18 protein-coding genes and 1 pseudogene are annotated in these 19487 nt (G+C 71.9%); 7 read left to right on the forward strand and 12 right to left on the reverse strand.

All coding sequences use genetic code 11. The features are described from left to right. Positions 1-37 precede the first annotated feature (37 nt). Together ACQPXB_RS25560 and ACQPXB_RS25565 are read right to left on the reverse strand one after the other, a co-directional pair. Entirely contained in the window at positions 38-961 is a 924-nt protein-coding gene (locus ACQPXB_RS25560) for an aldo/keto reductase (RefSeq protein WP_432844695.1), read from the reverse strand. Positions 962-1053: 92 nt separating this feature from the next. Continuing rightward, complete coding sequence (locus tag ACQPXB_RS25565) at positions 1054-1395, reverse strand: hypothetical protein (RefSeq protein ID WP_220240784.1); 342 nt, start codon at positions 1393-1395, stop codon at positions 1054-1056. Positions 1396-1512: 117 nt separating this feature from the next. Here ACQPXB_RS25565 and ACQPXB_RS25570 point away from each other — a divergent pair, with 117 nt between their 5' ends. Next, positions 1513-2445 carry a DMT family transporter gene (locus tag ACQPXB_RS25570; protein WP_432844696.1) on the forward strand — a complete coding sequence of 311 codons (933 nt, stop codon included), beginning with the start codon at positions 1513-1515 and terminating at the stop codon, positions 2443-2445. Between the two features lie 23 nt (positions 2446-2468). On the opposite strand, the gene arc is transcribed toward ACQPXB_RS25570, so the two are convergent. Continuing rightward, positions 2469-4271 carry a proteasome ATPase gene (gene arc / locus ACQPXB_RS25575; protein WP_432844697.1) on the reverse strand — a complete coding sequence of 601 codons (1803 nt, stop codon included), beginning with the start codon at positions 4269-4271 and terminating at the stop codon, positions 2469-2471. Positions 4272-4622: 351 nt separating this feature from the next. Here arc and ACQPXB_RS25580 point away from each other — a divergent pair, with 351 nt between their 5' ends. Beyond that, positions 4623-5636, forward strand: coding sequence for a hypothetical protein (locus ACQPXB_RS25580; protein ID WP_432844698.1), 1014 nt, complete (start codon positions 4623-4625; stop codon positions 5634-5636). Positions 5637-5646: 10 nt separating this feature from the next. Beyond that, entirely contained in the window at positions 5647-6099 is a 453-nt protein-coding gene (locus ACQPXB_RS25585; protein WP_432844699.1) for a hypothetical protein, read from the forward strand. 3 nt (positions 6100-6102) lie between these two features. On the opposite strand, the gene ACQPXB_RS25590 is transcribed toward ACQPXB_RS25585, so the two are convergent. Both ACQPXB_RS25590 and ACQPXB_RS25595 read right to left on the reverse strand, forming a co-directional pair. Then, complete coding sequence (locus tag ACQPXB_RS25590; protein WP_432844700.1) at positions 6103-6933, reverse strand: tRNA (adenine-N1)-methyltransferase; 831 nt, start codon at positions 6931-6933, stop codon at positions 6103-6105. Positions 6934-7014: 81 nt separating this feature from the next. After that, a complete protein-coding gene (locus ACQPXB_RS25595; RefSeq protein WP_386945453.1) occupies positions 7015-8172 on the reverse strand; it encodes a M50 family metallopeptidase in 1158 nt (385 codons plus the stop codon). A 1726-nt stretch (positions 8173-9898) separates the two neighbouring features. Between ACQPXB_RS25595 and ACQPXB_RS25600 the strand changes: the two genes are divergently transcribed. The 3 genes from ACQPXB_RS25600 to ACQPXB_RS25610 all read left to right on the forward strand — a co-directional run bounded on the left by ACQPXB_RS25600 (position 9899) and on the right by ACQPXB_RS25610 (position 12582). After that, on the forward strand, positions 9899-10792 hold the full coding sequence (locus ACQPXB_RS25600; RefSeq protein WP_432844701.1) for a RecB family exonuclease: 894 nt from the start codon (positions 9899-9901) through the stop codon (positions 10790-10792). Further along, entirely contained in the window at positions 10792-11583 is a 792-nt protein-coding gene (locus ACQPXB_RS25605; protein WP_386945452.1) for a thioesterase family protein, read from the forward strand. The genes ACQPXB_RS25600 and ACQPXB_RS25605 overlap by 1 nt, the downstream gene beginning before the upstream one ends. Before the next feature lie 63 nt (positions 11584-11646). Beyond that, positions 11647-12582, forward strand: a complete 936-nt coding sequence (locus tag ACQPXB_RS25610; RefSeq protein WP_366576189.1) for a ParA family protein — start codon at positions 11647-11649, stop codon at positions 12580-12582. Positions 12583-12653: 71 nt separating this feature from the next. Here ACQPXB_RS25610 and hisG read toward each other — a convergent pair whose 3' ends face one another. The 3 genes from hisG to ACQPXB_RS25625 form a co-directional block, all read right to left on the reverse strand. Further along, a complete protein-coding gene (gene hisG / locus ACQPXB_RS25615) occupies positions 12654-13499 on the reverse strand; it encodes an ATP phosphoribosyltransferase (protein ID WP_366576191.1) in 846 nt (281 codons plus the stop codon). 35 nt (positions 13500-13534) lie between these two features. Next, on the reverse strand, positions 13535-13798 hold the full coding sequence (locus ACQPXB_RS25620) for a phosphoribosyl-ATP diphosphatase (protein ID WP_184778231.1): 264 nt from the start codon (positions 13796-13798) through the stop codon (positions 13535-13537). 65 nt (positions 13799-13863) lie between these two features. Then, positions 13864-14550 carry an HAD family hydrolase gene (locus ACQPXB_RS25625; RefSeq protein ID WP_432844702.1) on the reverse strand — a complete coding sequence of 229 codons (687 nt, stop codon included), beginning with the start codon at positions 14548-14550 and terminating at the stop codon, positions 13864-13866. Between the two features lie 341 nt (positions 14551-14891). Here ACQPXB_RS25625 and ACQPXB_RS25630 point away from each other — a divergent pair, with 341 nt between their 5' ends. Further along, positions 14892-15806: a PAC2 family protein gene (locus tag ACQPXB_RS25630; RefSeq protein WP_366576194.1), complete on the forward strand. Its 915-nt coding sequence runs from the start codon at positions 14892-14894 to the stop codon at positions 15804-15806. 69 nt (positions 15807-15875) lie between these two features. Here ACQPXB_RS25630 and ACQPXB_RS25635 read toward each other — a convergent pair whose 3' ends face one another. The 4 genes and pseudogenes from ACQPXB_RS25635 to ACQPXB_RS25650 all read right to left on the reverse strand — a co-directional run bounded on the left by ACQPXB_RS25635 (position 15876) and on the right by ACQPXB_RS25650 (position 19471). Further along, positions 15876-16823, reverse strand: coding sequence for a phosphotriesterase family protein (locus ACQPXB_RS25635; protein ID WP_432844703.1), 948 nt, complete (start codon positions 16821-16823; stop codon positions 15876-15878). Beyond that, on the reverse strand, positions 16820-17650 hold the full coding sequence (locus ACQPXB_RS25640) for a metallophosphoesterase family protein (RefSeq protein WP_432844704.1): 831 nt from the start codon (positions 17648-17650) through the stop codon (positions 16820-16822). Before ACQPXB_RS25640 ends, ACQPXB_RS25635 begins: the two co-directional genes overlap by 4 nt. After that, positions 17614-18887 (reverse strand): annotated as a pseudogene (locus ACQPXB_RS25645) (MFS transporter). Before ACQPXB_RS25645 ends, ACQPXB_RS25640 begins: the two are co-directional and overlap by 37 nt. After that, a complete protein-coding gene (locus tag ACQPXB_RS25650; protein WP_432844705.1) occupies positions 18884-19471 on the reverse strand; it encodes an ArsR/SmtB family transcription factor in 588 nt (195 codons plus the stop codon). The pseudogene ACQPXB_RS25645 and the gene ACQPXB_RS25650 overlap by 4 nt, the downstream one beginning before the upstream one ends. Positions 19472-19487: the final 16 nt, after the last annotated feature.

Genomic DNA, 19487 nt, shown 5'->3' on the forward strand with positions numbered 1-19487 from the left:
CCACGGGCCCGCGCTGCAGCGAGGGTAGTGCAGGCCCTCAGTCCCACCCGAGGTGGGACCGGTGCCGCCAGTACTCCTCCGGCGCCTCGGCCAGACCCGCCAGCTCGGCCACCTGGTCTGCGGTCAGCGAAACCCGCGGGGCGGCCAGGTTCGACGCCAGCTGCGCCGTGCTCGACGGACCCACCAGAGCCACCGAAACCCAGTCGTTCGCCAGCACCGCGGCCACCGCGACCGCGTCCGCACCCACGCCGTGCGCGGCAGCGATGCGCGCGAGGGACTCCGGCGCCTCCACGACCAGACGGCCGTTGGCCAGCGTCTCCTTTACCAGCACCCGTTTCCCCGCCGCATCGGCCTCCGCCAGCGCCTCACCGACCGACGGCTCCAGGACGTTCCAAGTGGACTGCACCGACGAGAACACCGGCCGCCCCGCCGCTTCCAGCTCGAACGCCCGCCGCACGGCGTCGGCCTGCGCCGGCCCGGATGTCGAGAACCCGACCTCGACGCCCTGGTCGGCCAATCCCGCCAGCGCATCGATCAGCGCCGCGTCGGAGAACAGCGGACTGTCCACAGTGAGCGAATGCACCTGGTACAGGTTCACGTGGTCGCCCAGTAACGCCCGCGTCTCGGCCCACTGCTCGGCGAACCGCGCGGCCGAGTGCTCCTTCACCTCGTGCACGGGCGCGTCGAGCCGCCACTCGCCGACGTAGCGGTAGCCCCACTTGCTCGACACCGTCACGTCCGTGTGGCCGGTCTCCGCGAGCCAGCTCGCGAGGAAGTCCTCCGCCAACCCGTAGGACCGCGCGACGTCGACCCAGCGCACCCCCGCCGCGTAGGCCGCGTCGAGCACCTCGTGGGTCGCGGCGCGCATCGCCGGCACGTCCCGCGTCCCCGGCAGCTCCCGGCCCAGGTTGATGTACGCGGGCCGGCCGAGAGTGGCGAGCCCGACCGCGATGCGCTCCATTCGGTGTCCTTGTCTGTGCTGTTTCTCGGGTGGTGAGTGAAATGCGTTGTCGGCCGCGGATTTTTTCGACCCCAGGCCAGCTGTATAGGTCGTTATACAGTTTGTTTGTGCCGGAGGATGGCCAGCCATTGTCCGGAGTTCTGGGCTTGTCGGTGGAGTTTTTCCAGGCGGGCGGCGGGTGCCCGGACGTAGCCTTTGCCGAAGACGGGGGCGATCTGGCGGAGGCTGGCGCCCTCCTCTCGGGCGGCGAGCAGGGCCCAGTCGGACGCGTCGGCGCAGGCGGCGGACGCGCGGCGCAGCTCCCCCAGCAGGTCGATGAGGTCGTTGGCGTTCAGCTCCCCCGCCTGGACGGCGGCCGCGGTCGTCTCCAGCCAGGTGAGGACGTCGGCTTCGGTGATCGGGGCGCGCGGGCGCGGGGTGTCGTCGGTGCTCACAGCCGGGAAGTATAGGGCGTTATACACCGAACTTCAGTGACATGACCGAAAACCGCTGGCCTCGCGGCGTGGCGGGCCCGTTGACTGGCCCCCGGGAGTCAGTCGATCAGGAGGGTCATGACCGGGCGGTTCGGTATCGGTGCGCGATTCGTCGCGCTGGCGGTGGTGTGGGGCGCGAGTTTCCTCTTCATCAAGGTGGGCCTCCAGGGCCTCTCCCCCGCTCAAGTCGCTCTGGCGCGCGTCGGCTTCGGCGCGCTGGCGCTCGCCGTGGTCCTGGCGGTGCGGCGCCGGCCCCTCCCCCGTGATCCCGCGCTGTGGGGCCATCTCGCGGTGGTGTCGGTGCTGCTGTGCGCCGCACCGTTCCTGCTCTTCTCCTGGGCCGAGCAGTACATCTCCTCCGGCCTGGCCAGCATCTTCAACGCGACCACGCCGTTGCTGACGATGGTGTTCGCCGCGGCGGCGCTGCCCGCGGAGCGCCTGACCCCGCCACGCGTGGCGGGGCTGCTGCTCGGGTTCGCCGGCGTGCTGACGCTCGTCGGCGTGTGGCAGGGCGTGGACCTCTCGCACGAGCTCACGGCTCAGCTGGCCTGCCTGGGCGCCACGACGTGCTACGGCGCGGCTTTCGTGTACCTGCGCCGGTTCGTGTCCCCGAAAGGCGCCGATCCCGTGGTCGTTGCTTTCGGGCAGGTCGGGTTCGCCACGGTGCTGCTCCTGGTGCTGGCGCCCGTGGTGGCGAGCCAGCCGATGCACCTGAGCGCCGCCGTGGTGGTCAGCATGCTCGCGCTCGGCGTGCTGGGAACGGGGATCGCGTACGTGTGGAACACACGCGTAGTAGCGGCCTGGGGCGCCGCCCACGCTTCGTCGGTGACTTACCTCACACCGGTGGTGGGAGTGGCGCTCGGCGTGCTCGTGCTGAACGAACCCGTGCACTGGAACGAACCCGTCGGTGCGCTCCTCGTCGTGCTCGGAATCCTCGCCTCACACGGGAAACTCGCACGTCGGGCGGTGCGGGTTTCAGACGAGAACGTGGGGCCACCGGCGAACCGGTAGCCCCACGTTCCGAATCGAATCCCTTACAGGTACTGACCCGTGTTCGTGGCGGTGTCGATCGCCCGCCCCGAGTCCTGGTTCTTGCCGGTGACGAGCGTGCGGATGTAGACGATCCGCTCGCCCTTCTTGCCGGAGATCCGGGCCCAGTCGTCCGGGTTCGTGGTGTTCGGCAGGTCCTCGTTCTCCGCGAACTCGTCGACGATCGCGTCCAGCAGGTGCTGCACGCGCAAGCCGGGCTGCTGGGTCTCCAGCACCGACTTGATGGCCGACTTCTTCGCCCGGTCCACGATGTTCTGGATCATCGCGCCCGAGTTGAAGTCGCGGAAGTACAGGACTTCCTTGTCCCCGTTGGCGTAGGTCACCTCGAGGAACCGGTTTTCGTCGCTCTCCTCGTACATGCGCTCGACGGTGTGCTGGATCATCGCGTCGAACGTGGCCTTCTGGTCCCCGCCGAACTCCGCCAGGTCGTCGGCGTGGATCGGCAGGCCTTCGGCCAGGTACTTGGAGAAGATGTCCTTCGCGCCTTCGGCGTCCGGACGCTCGATCTTGATCTTCACGTCGAGCCGGCCCGGCCGCAGGATCGCCGGGTCGATCATGTCCTCACGGTTGGAGGCGCCGATGACGATGACGTTCTCCAGCCCTTCCACACCGTCGATCTCCGACAGCAGCTGCGGCACGATCGTGGTCTCCACGTCGGAGGACACGCCCGAGCCACGGGTGCGGAAGATGGAGTCCATCTCGTCGAAGAACACGATGACGGGAGTGCCCTCGGAGGCCTTCTCCCGAGCCCGCTGGAAGATCAGGCGGATGGACCGCTCGGTCTCGCCGACGAACTTGTTGAGCAGCTCGGGACCCTTGATGTTCAGGAAGTAGGACTTCCCGTCCGCCTTGTCGCCCCGCGCCTGCGCGACCTTCTTGGCCAGGGAGTTGGCCACCGCCTTGGCGATGAGCGTCTTCCCGCAGCCCGGAGGCCCGTAGAGCAGCACGCCCTTCGGCGGCCGCAGCTGGTACTCCTGGTAGAGATCGGCGTGCAGGAACGGCAGCTCCACCGCGTCGCGGATCTGCTCGATCTGCCTGCTCAGGCCACCGATGTCCTCGTAGCGGACGTCGGGCACCTCCTCCAGCACCAGGTCCTCGACCTCGGCCTTCGGCACGCGCTCGTACGCGTACCCGACCTTCGAGTCGACGAGCAGCGAGTCGCCCGGCTTGAGCGGCTGCTCGGCCAGCGGTTCGGAGAGCAGGACGACCCGCTCCTCGTCCGCGTGCCCCACCACGAGAGCGCGGGGAATGCCGCCCTCGTCCTCGGGTGCGAGCACCTCACGCAGCGCGCACACCTCACCGGTGCGCTCGAAATCGCCGCCTTCGACGACGGTGAGTGCCTCGTTGAGACGCAGCGCCTGACCACGGCGCAGCGACGAGATCTCCACGGCCGGCGACACCGAGACCCGCATCTTGCGGCCCGCGGTGAAGACGTCCACCGTGTTGTCCTCGTACGAGGTGACGAAGACCCCGTAGCCGCTCGGCGGCTGGGCCAGCCTGTCGACCTCTTCGCGGAGGGCGAGCAGCTGACCACGCGCCTCGCGCAGGGTCTCGACCAGTTTCGTATTGCGCTCGGTGAGCTGGCTCACCCGTTCGGACGCCTCGGCGAGGCGCTGTTCGAGAACTCGGTTCTGCCGCGGCGAATCGGTGAGTTTGCGACGCAAGAGCGCCACTTCCTCGTCGAGAAAACGGATCTGCCGGGCTTGTTGTTCCGCCGTAAGCCCAGCTCCGCCTGTTGCTGAAGGGTCGGCCTCCTCGCGCCGACCTCCGGGAAGGTCATGATGCATCGGGCACCTCCTCGGAGTGCTTTTCATTCCACGGTACCGGCGATCACCGACAAGAAAAGGCCTTTCCGCATCACAAGATCGGCGCGTCGCGATTTCCGTACCCGCTCAGCACGGTCGTCACGGATGCGCAAGCGGCCGATTCGGTGCCCGGACACCGGAGGCCGTCACGCCGTGTTCCACCAGGCGAAAGCGAGCACGGGGCAGGTACCCCGGGGACCCCGCCACCAACCCTCGTTTCGCCGGATTCCGGCCTGAGCGCACGGATCCCGGGCGGCCTGGCTAGCATCCCCCGGGGTTCACCTCACCCGGTGGCCAGGTCGGCACGCGAAGGAACGCTAGGGGGCACCACACATGACCTACCCGCCGCAGCAGCCCGGTGGTCACGGCCAGCAGGGCGGTGGCTACGGAGGTTACGGGCAGCAGCCGAATCCCTACGGACAGTCCCCGCAGGGCCCAGGTCAGCCCCAGTCCGGCCCCCAGCAGCAGCCCGGCTACCCCGGCGGGCAGCCCTACGGCGGGCAGCAGCCGAGCACCTGGCCGCCGCAGAGCGGGTACCCGCAGTCCGGTCCGCAGCAGCAGCCGGGCTACCCGGCGCAGCAGCCCCCGTCCTTCGGCCGGCAAGATCCGTATGCCCAGCCGGCGCAGTTCGGACAGCAAGATCCCCATCAGCAGCAGGGCGGGCCCCAGCAGTACGGGCAGCAAGATCCGTACCAGCAGGGCGGAACGCAGCAGTTCGGGCAGCCCGAGAGCTTCTCGCAGGGCGGTTTCGGCGATCAGTACGGCCAACCGGGTGGTTATCAGTCCTTCGGCAGCTACACCGAGCAGCCTCCGAAGAAAAAGAAGACCGGCCTGATCGTCGGGATCGCCGTCGGCGTGGTGGTCGTGGTGGGTGCCGCGATCGGTCTCGTCATCGGGCTTTCGGGTGGCGACAAGGGCAAAACCGACACCGCGGCTCCGCCGGCGCCCCCGGCCGTGACCGGCCAGGGTGGCGGCGCGCCGAACACCGGCACCCCGAGCCTCCCCCGCAGCTCCGCCCCGTCCACCAGCTCGTCGGGCGGCACCGACGCGCCGGCGCCGGGCGGCACGCAGAGCGCGCAGGAGCTGTTCCAGGCCGCCGCGGCCGACTTCAGCAGCGGCGACGGCTCGGCGCTGGCCGGGCTCGCCTGCCGCAGCCTCTACAACGGCGGCGCCGTGGACATCCCGAAGACCGACGTCCAGCTCACGGGCGCCGCACAGGAGAACGGCGACACTGCGTCCGTGCGGTACAAGGCCACGCAGGGTACGAAAACGGCCAACGGGACGATGACCTCCAAGCGCGAGGCCGGCGTCTGGTGCCTGGTCGACGCCCAGGCGGACAAGCAGTGAGACCCCGGCGGTGAGTGGCAGACTCACCGCCGGGCTCGTCGTGCTCGGCGCTCTCGTGGCCGGCGCGGTGCTCGGCCTGGTGCTGGTCGCACCGGCCGGGCCGTCCGCGCCACCGCCGCCCGTGACTTCGCCGCCGACGCGCGTTCCCACCACTTCCTCGCCCGCGAGCGACGCGGACGTCGCCGCCACGGACGTGCTCGCCAACGCGATCGTCGACGCCATCAAGCGCGGCGACGCCACGGAGTTCGGCCGGCTCACGTGCAAACCACAGACTTCCCAGGCCCTGGCCGACCTGCAGGCCAAGTGGGACGCCGCGGGACCGCTCACCGTGACCCTGGCGGCGCCGCCGGACGTGGCCGGCGATTCAGCCGGCGTCACCGTGCACGTGGAAGGCGCGGGCGGGCGCAAGGACACGCCGTTCCCGATGCACCGCGAAAACGGCCGGTGGTGCGTGCCGGGCTAGACCTCAGCCCTTGCCCTTCGCGGGCCGGCGCGACACGCGCGGGGACACCGTTCCGTCGGCGAGGCGGCGGGCGGTGAGCAGGAAGGCCGTGTGCGCCACCATCCGGTGGTCCGGCCGCACCGCGAGGCCGACGACGTGCCACGGGCGCATCAGCGTCTCCCACGACTCCGGCTCGGTCCAGCACTGCTGTTCCCGCAACGACTCCGTCACCCGGGAAAGCTGTGTGACGGTCGCCACGTACACCGTGAGCACGCCGCCCGGCACGAGGTGCGCGGCGACGTTCGGCAGCTGGTCCCACGGTGCGAGCATGTCGAGCACGACCCGGTCGACCTCACCGGTGTGCGTGGCCAGGTCGGCGACGGTGAGCGTCCAGTTGTCCGGCTTCTCGCCGAAGAACTTCACGACGTTGCGCTCGGCGTGCTCCGCGTGGTCGTCGCGGATCTCGTAGGACGACACGTGCCCGGCCGGGCCGACGGCGCGCAGCAGCGAGAGCGTCAGGGCGCCCGAGCCGGCGCCGGCTTCGAGCACGCGGGCGCCCGGGAAGATGTCGCCCCACATGACGATCTGCGACGCGTCCTTGGGGTAGATCACCTGGGCGCCGCGCGGCATGGAGAGCACGTAGTCGGGCAGCAGGGGGCGCAGCGCGAGGTAGTTGCTGCCGCCGGCCGAGGTGACCACGGAGCCCTCGGGGAGCCCGATCAGCTCGTCGTGCGCGAGCGCGCCGCGGTGGGTGTGGTACTCCCCGCCCTCGACGAGCGTGAGGGTGTAGTGCCGGCCCTTCGAGTCCGTCAACTGAACCCGGTCTCCTGCGCGAAACGGTCCGCTGACCGACAACTTCTTCCTCCACCTCACACGCGAAACGCTGGCGTCAGATCCTCGCAGGTCGTCCGCGCGGGTCGCCGGTCGGGTGCACTCTCAGTGAGCGTGGCGGCCGCGCACGAGCGCGGCCCGGAGGTCTTCGCGGCGCAGCACGCCGGCGGGGCGGCCCTCGTCGTCGACCACGAGGAACTGCCACGCGGGGGTTTCGCGCACGCGTTCGGCGATCTCCTCTCCCGGCTCCGAGGCCAGGAGCACCGTCTCGGCGCGGATCGGCTCGGCCGCGAGCTCCGCCGGGGCGTGCGGGTGGGTTCCGGCCAGCTGCTCGGCGGCCTGCTCGTCGAGCAGCCCCGCGGCGACCCCGTCGGCTCGGACGAGGACGACCCCGCGGCCGGCCGAGGCGGCGAGCGCGTCGGACACCGGGCTTTCCGCGGGCAGCTGCAGCACGGGCCGGACCAGCTCGGCCAGCTCGAGGCCGTCGGGCCAGCTGCGCCGGGCTTCCGCCGCGAGCTCTCCGCGGGCACCGAGGATCACGAACCACGCCGTGACCACGCAGACTCCGAGCCGCAGCCAGCGGTCCTCGCTCTGGGTCGCCAGGCCCCACAGCGCCCACACGATCAGGCCGGTCGCCACCACCGCGCCCCCGGCCACGGCGGCGCGCGTGCCCTTGGCACGCAACCCCGTCGCGGCCCACACGCCCGCGCGCACGAGACGGCCGCCATCGAGCGGCAGCCCGGGGAGCAGGTTGAACACACCCACCGCCAAGTTCGCCACGGCGCACTCCGCGACCAGCAGCCACACGGCCCCGTCCGGCGGCACGGCCAGCATCAGCAGGGCGCAGAACCCACCCAGCACCAGCGACACGGCCGGCCCCGCGGCGGCCACCAGCCCCTCCTGCCCGGGCCGGCGCGGCGTCCGCGCGACCTCGGACAGCCCACCGAGCAGGAACAACCGCAACCGCCGCACGGGAATCCCCAACCGCAGCGCCACCAGGCAGTGCCCCAGCTCGTGCGCGAGCACCGACAACCCCAGCAGCACCGCGAACGCGGCCGCAAGCAACCACGACGTGGGCGTCGACGCCTCCGGCAGCAACCGCCCCACCAGCGGCGCGTACAGCACCACGATGATCAACGACCCGATCCACCACGACGGCGCCAGCAACACCGGCACCCCGGCCACCCGGAACAGCAACAGCCCGCCGTCGCCGGGCGTGACGCGCCGGGACGGCCCGGCACCGTGCTGTCGGGTCGCGGCCATGCGGGCAAGAGTAAAGGGCAAGGTGTGGGAAGCGGGTGATCTGTGTTGTTTGCCCCGGCTCCGCCGGGGCGTGCGAGATCGCCTGGAAGCCGGCTTCCCGATTGTGCGGTCGGATCGGCCGGGGGCCGATCGCACCGCACAATCGGGAAGCCGGCGCGATCTCGCTGGTGGGTCGACTGGGCGTGGTGAGCTGGGTCGGAACGTGCGGTTGGTCGGGGGCCGGAAGTGTCGGGGTTGGTGGTGACACCGGGCGCGTCCGGTGCGTCGGGCTCGGCGGCACCGGGTGCGGCGGGGCTGTGGTGAGGCAAGGGGGGCGGGCCTGGTCGCGAGATCGGGTGAGTCGATCTTGGGTGCGAGGCCCGGGCGTGTCGGCCTCGTAGCGAGTCCCCGGCAGGTGAGGTTTGGTCGCGAGCCGGGGGTGTCGGATATCGCCGCAACGCCACGCATGTCGCACTGCGCCGCGAGCCCCAGGCAGGTCGGCCTCGTGTCGAGCCCCAGCCATGTCGGGTTTGGCCGCGGGCCGGACATGTCGAATTTCGTCGCGACGCCACTCGCGCCGGATGGCGCCCCGAGACCCAGGCACGGAGGACTTCGTGGCCCGGCCGACCGTGCCGGACTTCGTCGCGAGGCCACGCATATCGGACGGCGCCGTGAGTCCCGAGCATGGCGGGCTTCATGGCAGGGGCCAGCCGTGCGGGACTTCGTCACAAAGCCATGCGCGCCGGACGGCGCCACGAGATCGAGGCATGTGAGCTCCGTCGCGAAACCCGCCGTGCCGGACTTTGTCGCGAGACCCGCCGGGCTCCGTCACCGGGGCGGCCGCGCCGGAATTGGTTTCGAGACCCGGACGGGTCGGGCCTGTTCGCGCGACCGCGTGGGTCGGGTTTCGGCGCAAGGCCCACTCGTCGCGAGGGTCGTCGTGAGCCCCGGGTGTGTCGGGATTGATGGGGAGGGCCGGGCGTGTCGGGCTTCGTCCCGAGGCCGTGCAGGTGGGGCTTCGGCGCCGGGCCGCCGTGTCGGACTTGGTCAGGGGGCCCGGCATGGCGGGCTTGGTCGCGATGCCCGGATGTCGGACTTGCTCGTGGGGTCAACCGAGTCGGACCTCGTCGCGAGGCCGGGCGTGGTCGGCTCGGTCGTGGGCTGGGCGTGTCGCAGTTGGTCCTCGGGCCGGCGTGCCGGAATTGGCACTCGGCCCGCGAGTCGGATCTCGTCACGGGGCCGGGCGTGTCGGGATTGATGTGAAGGCTCGGGCGTGTCGGGCTTCGTCGCGAGGCCGCGTATGGCGGGCTTGGTCAAGGGACCGGGCGAGTCGGCCCTGATCAGGAGGTCCGGCGTCGGCTAGGTCGTGGGTTCCGGGCATGGCGGGCTCGGTCGGAGGATCCGGCGCGGCGGGTCTAGTCGTGGGGCGGCGCGCGGGGCTTCGTCGCCGGGGAAGGCGAAACACGCCTTGCGCTCGGAACCAGCCGTGGTGCCCCCGTGCAGCCAACCTGATCACGTCAACCCACCTCCTCCGCGGCGACCACCTCGCGACAGCACCCTCCCCACCCATGGTCACCCCGGCAGCGGGGACCCGGCCGCGAGATCGCGCCGGTGTTTCGACTGGGCGGTGCGATCGGCCCCGGCCGATCAGACCGCCCAGTCGAAACACCGGCTTCACGGCGATCTCGCCGCCCCGGCGGAGCCGAGGCAATCAAATCCTGTCGGTGCCCGGCGTTACGCTCTGGCCATGCCCGACACCGCTACGGTCACCACCCCACCGGGAAACGGTGACGCGCCCGTCCGCAGGCGGCCGGCGCTGTCGCCGTCACGTGCCAGCGATTTCAAACAGTGTCCGCTCCTCTACCGATTCCGGGCCGTCGACCGGCTGCCCGAGGTGCCTACGAAGGCCCAGGTGCGCGGGACGCTCGTGCACGCCGTGCTGGAACGGCTGTTCGGTCTGCCCGCGGGTGAGCGCGTGGCGCCGCGGGCGAAGGATCTGCTGGCGCCCACGTGGGCGGAGCTGTCGGCCGCGAATCCGGAGTGGACCGAGCTGTTCACGGACGCCGAGGAGGGCGAAACCGACAAATGGCTGGCGTCCGCGGAGAAGCTCCTCGACGCGTACTTCGAGCTGGAGGACCCGCGCCGGCTGGAGCCGGAGGCGTGTGAGCTGCACGTGGAGATCGAGCTGGGCTCGGGGGTTCTGCTGCGCGGGTACATCGACCGCGTGGACGTGGCGCCGACGGGCGAGATCCGCGTGGTGGACTACAAGACCGGGGCCGCGCCGCGTGAGATCGGCGAGGCCAAGGCGATGTTCCAGATGAAGTTCTACGCCGTGGTGCTGTGGCGGCTGCGCGGCATCGTGCCGCGCCAGCTGAAGCTGATGTACCTCACCGACGGCCAGTCGCTCGCCTACACGCCCGACGAAGCGGAACTGGTGCGGTTCGAGCGCACGCTGGAAGCCATCTGGCAGGCGATCCTCAAGGCGGGCAAGACCGGCGACTTCCGGCCCAATCCCGGCAAGCTGTGCTCGTGGTGCGACCACCAGGCCCACTGCCCGGAGTTCGGCGGCACGCCGCCGGAGTACCCCGGCTGGCCGGAACCCGACGCGGGCGAAGAGACCGCGCTGGACCGGGCGGACTGATGGCCGACGCGTTCTACGTGCCGCTCGGCGACGAGCGGTACGCCGCGACCGAGCACACCAGCGGCCCCTGGGCGCCCGGCGCGCAGCACTTCGGCCCGCCGTCGGCGCTGCTCGCGCGCGGGCTGGAGCGGCTCGAAGCGCCACACCCGGCGCTGATCGCGCGCGTCACCATCGAGATCCTCGGGCCGGCGCCGGTCGCGGAGCTGGACCAGCGGTCGTGGATCGAGCGGCCGGGCCGGTCGGTCGAGCTGCTGCAGTCGGAGCTGTCCGCGGACGGCAGGCTGATCGCGCGGGCCAGCGCGTGGCGCATCGCGACCACCGACACCACGACCGTCGCGACCGACGCCGGTCCCCTGCTGCCCCCGGCGGATGCGGGCACGGAGACGACGTTCCCCGCCGACTGGCGCGGCGGTTACCTCAACGCCGTCGAGTGGCGGGCCGTACGCGGCAGCATCTCGGCGCCGGGCCCGGCCGCGGTGTGGGGCCGGCAGCGGGTCCCGCTCGTCGACGGCGAGGAGCCCACCGGGCTGCAGCGGCTGTTCGCGGTCGCGGACTCGGCCAACGGCGTGTCCCACTTCCTACCCACCGATGGCTGGTGGTTCATCAACTCGGAGCTCACCGTCCACCTGCGCCGGGCGCCGGAGGGCGAGTGGATCGGACTCGACGCCGTGACCCTGGTCGGGCCGCACGGCGTCGGCACCGCCACGAGTACCCTGCACGACGGCTCCGGTCCGGTCGGCACCGGCGCGCAGGCTCTGCTCGTCCGGCCACGACAGGCCGGGGGCGGATAACCGCGCGCCCACGCCCCGGATCCAATAACCTTCGCGGAACGACCGACAAGGGAGCGCTCCGGCATGCAGATCACCTCGGTGGTCAACCAGAAAGGCGGGGTCGGCAAGACCTCACTCAGCGTGGGCACGGCCGCGGCGTTGGCCGAACGCGGCCGGCGCGTGCTGCTGATCGACCTCGACCCGCAGGGGCACGCCACCACCGAGATGCTCGGGCTGGCCGAGGTGTCCGGTGACGCACCCACGCTCGCGAAGGCGCTCACGAAGCTCTGGAAGGGCCCGATCGAAGAGCTCGCGGTGCCGCATCCGCGCAGCAACCTCGGCCGCGGCGGCGCGTTCGACGTGATCCCGACGTCGCCCGGCATGTTCGACCTGATCCGCCGGCTGGACTCGTTCCGGGTGCCCGGCTGGCAGCTCGCGCGCGTGATCCAGTTCGCGAACTACGACCACGTCGTCATCGACTGCCCGCCCGCGCTCGACGTGCTGACCAACAACGCACTCGCGGCGTCCCACGGGATCCTGGTGCCGGTGCAGCCGGACAAAACGAGCATCCGCGCGCTGCGGCTGCTCGCCGACCAGGTGCGCTACGTGGAACAGACCACCGGCCGCACGCCCATCGCGTGGTACGGGATCGTGCCGGGGCTCTACCGCCGCCCGATCTCCCACTACGCGGCCGCGGCTCTGCAGGAGATGTACAACTTCGGCGTGCCGATGCTCTCGCACGTACCGCTCGGCGTCGTGATGAACGAGGCCGCGGCCAACGGCGTACCTGTCACCACCTACGCGCCGGAAACCCTGCAAGCCCTGTCGTTCCGCGAAATCGCCGGAACCCTCGACGGCTACCTCGCCCAGAACCTCGGCCCCACCGAGGTCCCGGCCGACGACGAGTTCGTCTTCGAGGACTTCATCTCCGAAGTCGCGATGACCCGCAACGCCAACGACAACGGCGCCCGCAAAAAACTGTATGACCTCATGCCGAAGCGTCCAAACAGGCCGCGGTGAGCCGCAGCATCCAGTGTAGACAGACAAGAGGGCGCCTCCCGCAACGGGAAGCGCCCTCGTCCGTCGTTCGGTTACAACCGGCAGGAGCGGATGTCGGAGGCGAGGATCGCCTTGGCGCCGACCTCGGCCAGTTCGTCCATGATCTGGTTGACCTTCTTGCGCGGCACCATCGCGCGCACGGCGACCCAGTCCTCGTCGGCCAGCGGGGCGACCGTCGGCGACTCCAGGCCCGGGGTGATGGCGATGGCCTGCTCCAGCAGGGTGCGCGGGCAGTCGTAGTCGAGCATCATGTACTGCTGCGCGAACACCACCCCCCGCAGCCGGGCGGCCAGCTGGCTCTTCGCCTTCGCCGAGTCGCTGCCCGCGCGCTGCAGCAGCACGGCTTCCGACACGCAGATCGGGTCGCCGAAGGCCACCAGGTTGTGCTGGCGCAGCGAGCGGCCGGACTCGACCACGTCGGCGATCGCGTCGGCGACGCCGAGCTGGATCGAGATCTCGACGGCGCCGTCAAGGCGGATCACCTCGGCCTCGACGCCGTGGCGGGCCAGGTCCTCGCGCACGAGCCGCGGGTACGAGGTCGCCAGGCGCTTGCCCTGCAGGTCGGCCGGCTTCCAGTCCTGGCCGGCCGGGGCGGCGTAGCGGAACGTGGACCCGCCGAAGCCCAGCGCGAGCATCTCGTCGACCGGCGCGCCCGAGTCGAGCGCGAGGTCGCGGCCGGTGATGCCGAGGTCGAGCTCGCCGGAGCCGACGTAGATCGCGATGTCCTTGGGACGCAGGAAGAAGAACTCGACCTCGTTGACCGGGTCGAGCACGGTCAGGTCCTTCGAGTCATGTCGCTTGCGGTAGCCCGCCTCGGAAAGCATCTCCGCCGCCGCCGCGGCGAGGGCTCCCTTGTTAGGCACGGCAACACGCAGCATTTCGCTCTCTCCTCGATCTCCGGTGCGCGAACGCGTCACAGGTAGCGGTACACGTCCTCGGTCGAGATCCCCCGGCCGAGCATGAGCACCTGGACCCGGTACAGCAGTTGCGAGATCTCCTCCGCGAGGCGGTCGTCGGACTCGTGCTCGGCGGCGATCCACACCTCGCCGGCTTCCTCGAGCACCTTCTTGCCCTGGGCGTGCACCCCGTCGTCGAGGGCGACGACGGTGCCGGACCCGTCGGGACGGGTGCGGGCGCGCTCGGCAAGCTCCGCGAACAGCTCATCGAAGGTCTTCACGGTCTGCAGATCCTTCCATCCCGCACGGGCGGGCGCTGCCCCGGGTGACCCCGATGCCGCAGGGGTCACACTCCCGGCAGCAACGCGGCCAGCGCGGCCACGTCGACGCCGGCGAGCGACTCGCGGAACACCCGCCGCGTCCCTGCCGGGACCGCCACGTCGTTCGGGATCACGAGCACCGCGCAGCCGGCGCTCTCGGCCGACTGCGCGCCCGGCGGCGAGTCCTCCACCGCGACGCACCGCTCCGGCGGCACGCCGAGCAGCTCGGCGGCCTTGAGGTAGGGCCGCGGGTGCGGCTTGTTCAGCCCGTCGACCTCGTCACCGCACACCGTGACGTCGAAGAACTCGCGGCCGATCGTCTGCAGCGCCAGCTCGGTCAGCGCGCGCTCGGTCGAGGTGACCAGCGCCGACGGGATGCCGGCGGCCTTCACCGCGGCCAGCGCTTCGCGCGCACCGGGGCGCCACGGCAGCGCGTCGTCGAACAGGCCCGCCGTGCGCCGGCGGATCCACGCGCCGGTCTCGGCCACCGACTCCGGCGTGACCTCCCGTGCGGTGACGTCCAGCAGGTAGGTGGCCGTGGCGTCCATGTTGGACCCCACGAGCGTCATCCGCTGCTCCTCCGACAGCGTGCCGCCGAGCGCTTCCGCGCACTCGTACAGCGCGACGTCCCAGAGCTTCTCGGAGTCGACGAGCGTGCCGTCCATGTCCCACAGGACGGCGCCCAGTCCGTCCGAAGAGGACGGTGCAGTCACGGTTTTCTCCTTGTCGGTGCTTCGGCGGGTGGCCGGACGGACGGCCGCGGAGCACCGGGCACGAATCCGCCCCGAAAGTGTGGGCTTGCGTCGCGCCGGCGACGGCCCCGGACCGTCCACCGGGGGGACCGGGCACGACGACGGGCCGGATCGTCTCCAGTATCCCATTCGCATCGCACCGCCGGGCGCGGGCGCCGCGCCCCGCCTGCAGAGCTGTGAGCTGCGACTCTCCGGCGCGTCCCGCACACCGGGACCCGGCCGCCGCGCGCGGGCGGCGGTGGTGACGGCGCGCGGTCGGACATGCTGCACAGGTTACGGGCGAAGGGTCGTAGGCTGGGAAGGTGAGTGAGCCAGTCGAGGAGACCCAGCGACCCGGAGACCCGGATCGCGCCCGCCCGGAATCGAAGCGCCCCCTGATGGTGGTGGCCTTCGAAGGCTGGAACGACGCTGGTGACGCGGCCAGCCGCGCGATCGAGCATCTGCAGCTCAACTGGGACGCCACCCCGCTGGCGGAGCTGGAGCCGGACGACTACTACGACTTCCAGGTCAGCAGGCCGACCATCAGCATGGTCGACGGCGTGACGCGGCAGGTGGAGTGGCCGACCACGCGCCTGTCCATCTGCCGGCCCGAGGGCCTCGACCGCGACGTGGTGCTGGTCCAGGGCCCCGAGCCGAACATGCGCTGGCGCGCGTTCTGCGCGGAGCTGCTGGAGCACATCATGCAGCTCGACGTGGACACGGTCGTCGCGCTCGGCGCGCTGCTGGCCGACACCGCGCACACGCGGCCCGTCCCGGTCACCGGGACCGCCTACGACAAGGACACCGCGAGCCGGTTCCGCCTCGAGCTGAACAACTACCAGGGGCCGACCGGGATCGTGGGCGTGCTGCAGGACTACTGCGTGCAGGCCGGCATCCCCGCCGTGTCGATCTGGGCGGCCGTGCCGCACTACGTGTCGCACCCGCCGTCCCCCAAGGCGACGCTGGCGCTGCTGCACAAGCTCGAAGACGTCCTCGACGTCGAGATCCCGCTGGGCGCGCTGCCCGAGCAGGCCGAGGAGTGGCAGCGGACCGTCAGCGAGATGGCCGACGAGGACGAGGAGATCAGCGAGTACGTCCGCAGCCTCGAAGAGCGCGGCGACGCCGAAACCGACTTCACCATGGAGGAGGTCTCCGGCGACAAGATCGCGGCCGAGTTCGAGCGGTACCTGCGCCGGCGGCGTCCGGGCCAGGAGGGCGGGGGCTTCGGCCTCCGCTGAGCCGCCATCCGGCCGGAGGAGGCCCCTGCCGCACTCGCGGTCGGGGCCTTTCCCGTCTTGAGGCTCGGTTCAGCGACGCCAGCGGGCCGCGAACGCGCGGGCCGGGTTCGAGACCAGCATCGCCTGCACCACGTCTTCGCCGAGAGCTCGGACGAGACGGGGTCGCAGCGTCGTGAGCAGGTACGGGATGCCGGGGCCGCCGCCGGAGGACAGCCTCGCCGCGGCGGTGGTCGTGTCGCCGCCGAGGAGCAGCTGGCCGGTGTGACCGGAGGTCGCGAGCTCGTACAGCAGGTCGGTGAGGCGCCAGTCGGTGGCGTGGTTGGCGCGCGACGGGCCGTCGAAGCCCAGGAAGACGCCGGTGTCGGCGACCTCGCGCAGCACCCGCAGGTCGGGGTTGCGGTTGAGGTGGCCCAGGATCACGCGCGACGGCGGCACGGCCAGCTCGCCGCACAGCAGGTCGGCGACCTCCCGGGCCGCGGTGCCCAGCTCCAGGTGCACGGCGATCGGCGCGCCCGTCTCCTGGTGGGCCTGCGCGGCCGCGACCATCGTCCAGCGGGCGTGCCGGTCGACGACGTGGAACGCGCCCGCCACCTTGATCAGACCGGCGCGGGGTCCGGTCCGCCCGGCGTCCGGGTCGTCACCGGCCGGGATGCCTTCGAGCAGGTCGGCCACGAAGATCTCGGCCAGCCGGTCGGAGACGCGGTCGAGGACTTCGGCCGGGTAGTGCTCGGCGCGGTGGAAGCCCGTCGCGGCGACGACGTGCACGCCGGTCGCCTCCGAAAGCGCGGCCAGGTCGGCCGCGCGGCGGTTGAGGCCGAACGGTGTCCACTGGACCACCGCGCGCCCGCCCGCGGCCGCGAAGGCGCGCAGCTCGGCGTTGGCGGCCGCCGCGTCGTCGAGCTCCTGCCCGGCGAGCTGCCGGGAGGCGAAGAACAGGTGGTCGTGCGCGTCGCACACCTCGAGCGACAAGGGCGTGATGTCACCGAGGACGGTGCGGACCCGCGGTTCCCCGGTCACGCCGTCAGCAGCTTCCGCAGCGGCACGGCCCCGCGGGCGCGGCGGCTCCACTCGCGCGGGTAGCCGAGCGACACCTCCTCGAACCGCACGCCGTCGGCGGCCGTCGTGCGCGGGATGTGCAGGTGGCCGTACACGGCGAGCTCGGCACGGTAGCGCAGGTGCCAGTCCTCGGTCTCCGTCGTGCCGCACCACAGCGCGAAGTCCGGGTAGTGCAGCGGCGCGGTCGGGTGGCGGTGCAGCGGCCAGTGCGACACGAGGATCGTGCCGTGCCCGGCCGGGATGGCGTCGAGGCGGTCGGTGCTGACCTTGAGGCGCTCGGCGCACCAGGCCTGGCGGCTGGGGAACGGGTCGGGGTGCAGGAAGTACTCGTCCGTGCACACCACGCCGTTCTCGCGGGAGATCGCGAGCGCCTCCTCGATCGTCTTGCCCTCGGCGGCCGGGGTGCGCCAGCTGTAGTCGTAGAACACGAACAGCGGCGCGATCGTCAGCGGCTTGGCGCCGTGGTCCCACACGGGGAACTCGTCCTCGGGGGTCAGCACGTCGATCTCCCGGCACTGCTCCACGAGGAACTCGTAGCGGGCCTGGCCGCGCAGCTGGGACTCGTCCTTCGGCGTCGTCCACAGCTCGTGGTTGCCCGGCACCCACACGACCTTGGCGAACCGCTCGCGCAGGGTGGCGAGCGTGTCGCGGATGACGGACGAGCGTTCGGCGACGTCACCGACCACGAGCAGCCAGTCTTCCGGCGAATCCGGCACGACGCGGTCGAGGATCGGCCCGTTGCCCTCGTGGGTCACGTGGAGGTCGCTGGTGGCGAAGAGAGACGGCACTCCTCCACCGTAGCCATTTCCCGACCGGCAGATCGCCAGAACCGCCCCTTACGCCACCCCAGCAGCACCAGCCCGGCCACGACGTAGATGCCGGCCTGCACGTCGAGCAGCACCGCCGGACCGGTCACGGCCACCAGCGCCCCGGCGAGCATCGACCCGGCGGCCTGGGCCGCCGCGACCACGGCGAACACCGTGCTCAGCACCCGCCCCGCGCGGTCGGGCGCCGCCACGCTCTGGACGTGCGCCAGCAGCCCGGCGCCGGTGACCACGGCAGGCCCGCCGGCCGCCGCGAACAGGCCCACGTAGAGCCCGAGCGCGGTCGTGAGGGCCGCGGCGTTCCAGATCAGCGCCGACACCAGTCCCGTCGCGAGCGAGCCCCACGCGAGCAGCGTCGCGCCCGCCACGCGCCGGGCGAGCGTCGCCACGGCGAAGCCCGCCACCAGCCCCCCGATCGCCTGCACGCCGCGCAGCAGCCCCGCGTCGGCCTCGCTGCCACCGAGCACGTCCAGCACGAAGACGACGAACAGCACGAGGAACATCCCCTGGGCCACGGACACGAGCACGGTCGCGATCCCGGTGGCCCGCAGCCGCGGGTCCCGCGTGAGCTCCCGCAGCCCGGCCAGCCACGCGGCGACGACCGGCTCCCGGCGCGGCTTCCGGGCCCGCGGCGCCGCCGGACCCGGGAACGGGCGCGCGAGCAGCACCGCCGCGACGGCCAGCGCGCCGAGGTACCCGAGCACCACGCGGTCCAGCCCGCCCCAGCCGAGCAGCACGCCGCCGGCCCAGCCGCCCGCGAGCCGGGCGACGCTGCCGTTGACGCTCATCAGGCCGTTGGCGCCGGTCACCTCGGCGACCCCGACCAGCTCCGGCACCAGCGCGTTGCGCGCCGGTTCGAACACCGACGCCAGCCCGCCTGCGCGGCCATCACCAGGTACACGAGTGCGACGGGGATGCCGTCGCCCGCGAGCAGCGGCAGCGCGACCACCGCCTGGCCGACGCACACGGCGGCGAGCACGACCCGGCGGTCCCACCGGTCCGCGACGACCCCGGCGACCGGGCTCAGCAGCACCGCCGGCAGCAGGCCGAGCACCACGCTGAGCGCCGTCGTCGCGGCCGAGCCGGTGGTCGCGAAGAGGAACACCGGCAGCGCGACCTGCAGCATCCACTCGGCGGACTCGCCGAAGAACGCGGCCAGCCACAGCCGCACGAACGCGGGCACGCCCAGCAGCTGTCTCACGACACCGGCTTCCCGTCCGGCCCGAGCCGCAGGAACGAGCGCAGGCCGACGTGTACCGGCAGCGCCCCGTCCGGCGCGTCTTCGCGGATGGCGCCGACGTACGGGCGGACCAGCGCGTCGACCGCCTGCAGCAGCCGGTCGAGCTCCGCCGGCGTGACCTGCAGCGTGTACGAGCTGAACCCACCCACCGCGCGCCAGGCCGGGTCGAGCGTTTCGAGGGAGTCCAGGTAGCGCCGGGTGAGGTCCTGTTCCTCCGCGAGCTGGGTGCCCACGACGGCGAGCTGCGCCCGGTTGAGCGCCGGGTCGTCCCCCAGGTTGCCGAAGTCGAGGCCGACTTGGAGGGCGCGCCAGGGCCGCTCGCGTCCGTCGGTGGCGTCGGCGCGTTCCACGAGGCCGTGCTGCGCGAGCCGGCGCAGGTGCCAGCTGCAGTTGGATGCGGTGGAGCCGATGGCTTCGGCGCATTCGCTCGCCGTGCGGGGCCCGACGGCCATCAGGTGGTGCAGCAGCGCCGAACGCAGCGGGTGCGCCAGCGCGCGCAGCAGCTCGGCGTCGTCGACGCGTTTGCGCGGCGGCAGCTCGGCCATCGGTCCTCCGATTATC

The sequence above is a fragment of the Amycolatopsis sp. CA-161197 genome, assembly GCF_050942255.1.
Lineage (GTDB): Bacteria > Actinomycetota > Actinomycetes > Mycobacteriales > Pseudonocardiaceae > Amycolatopsis.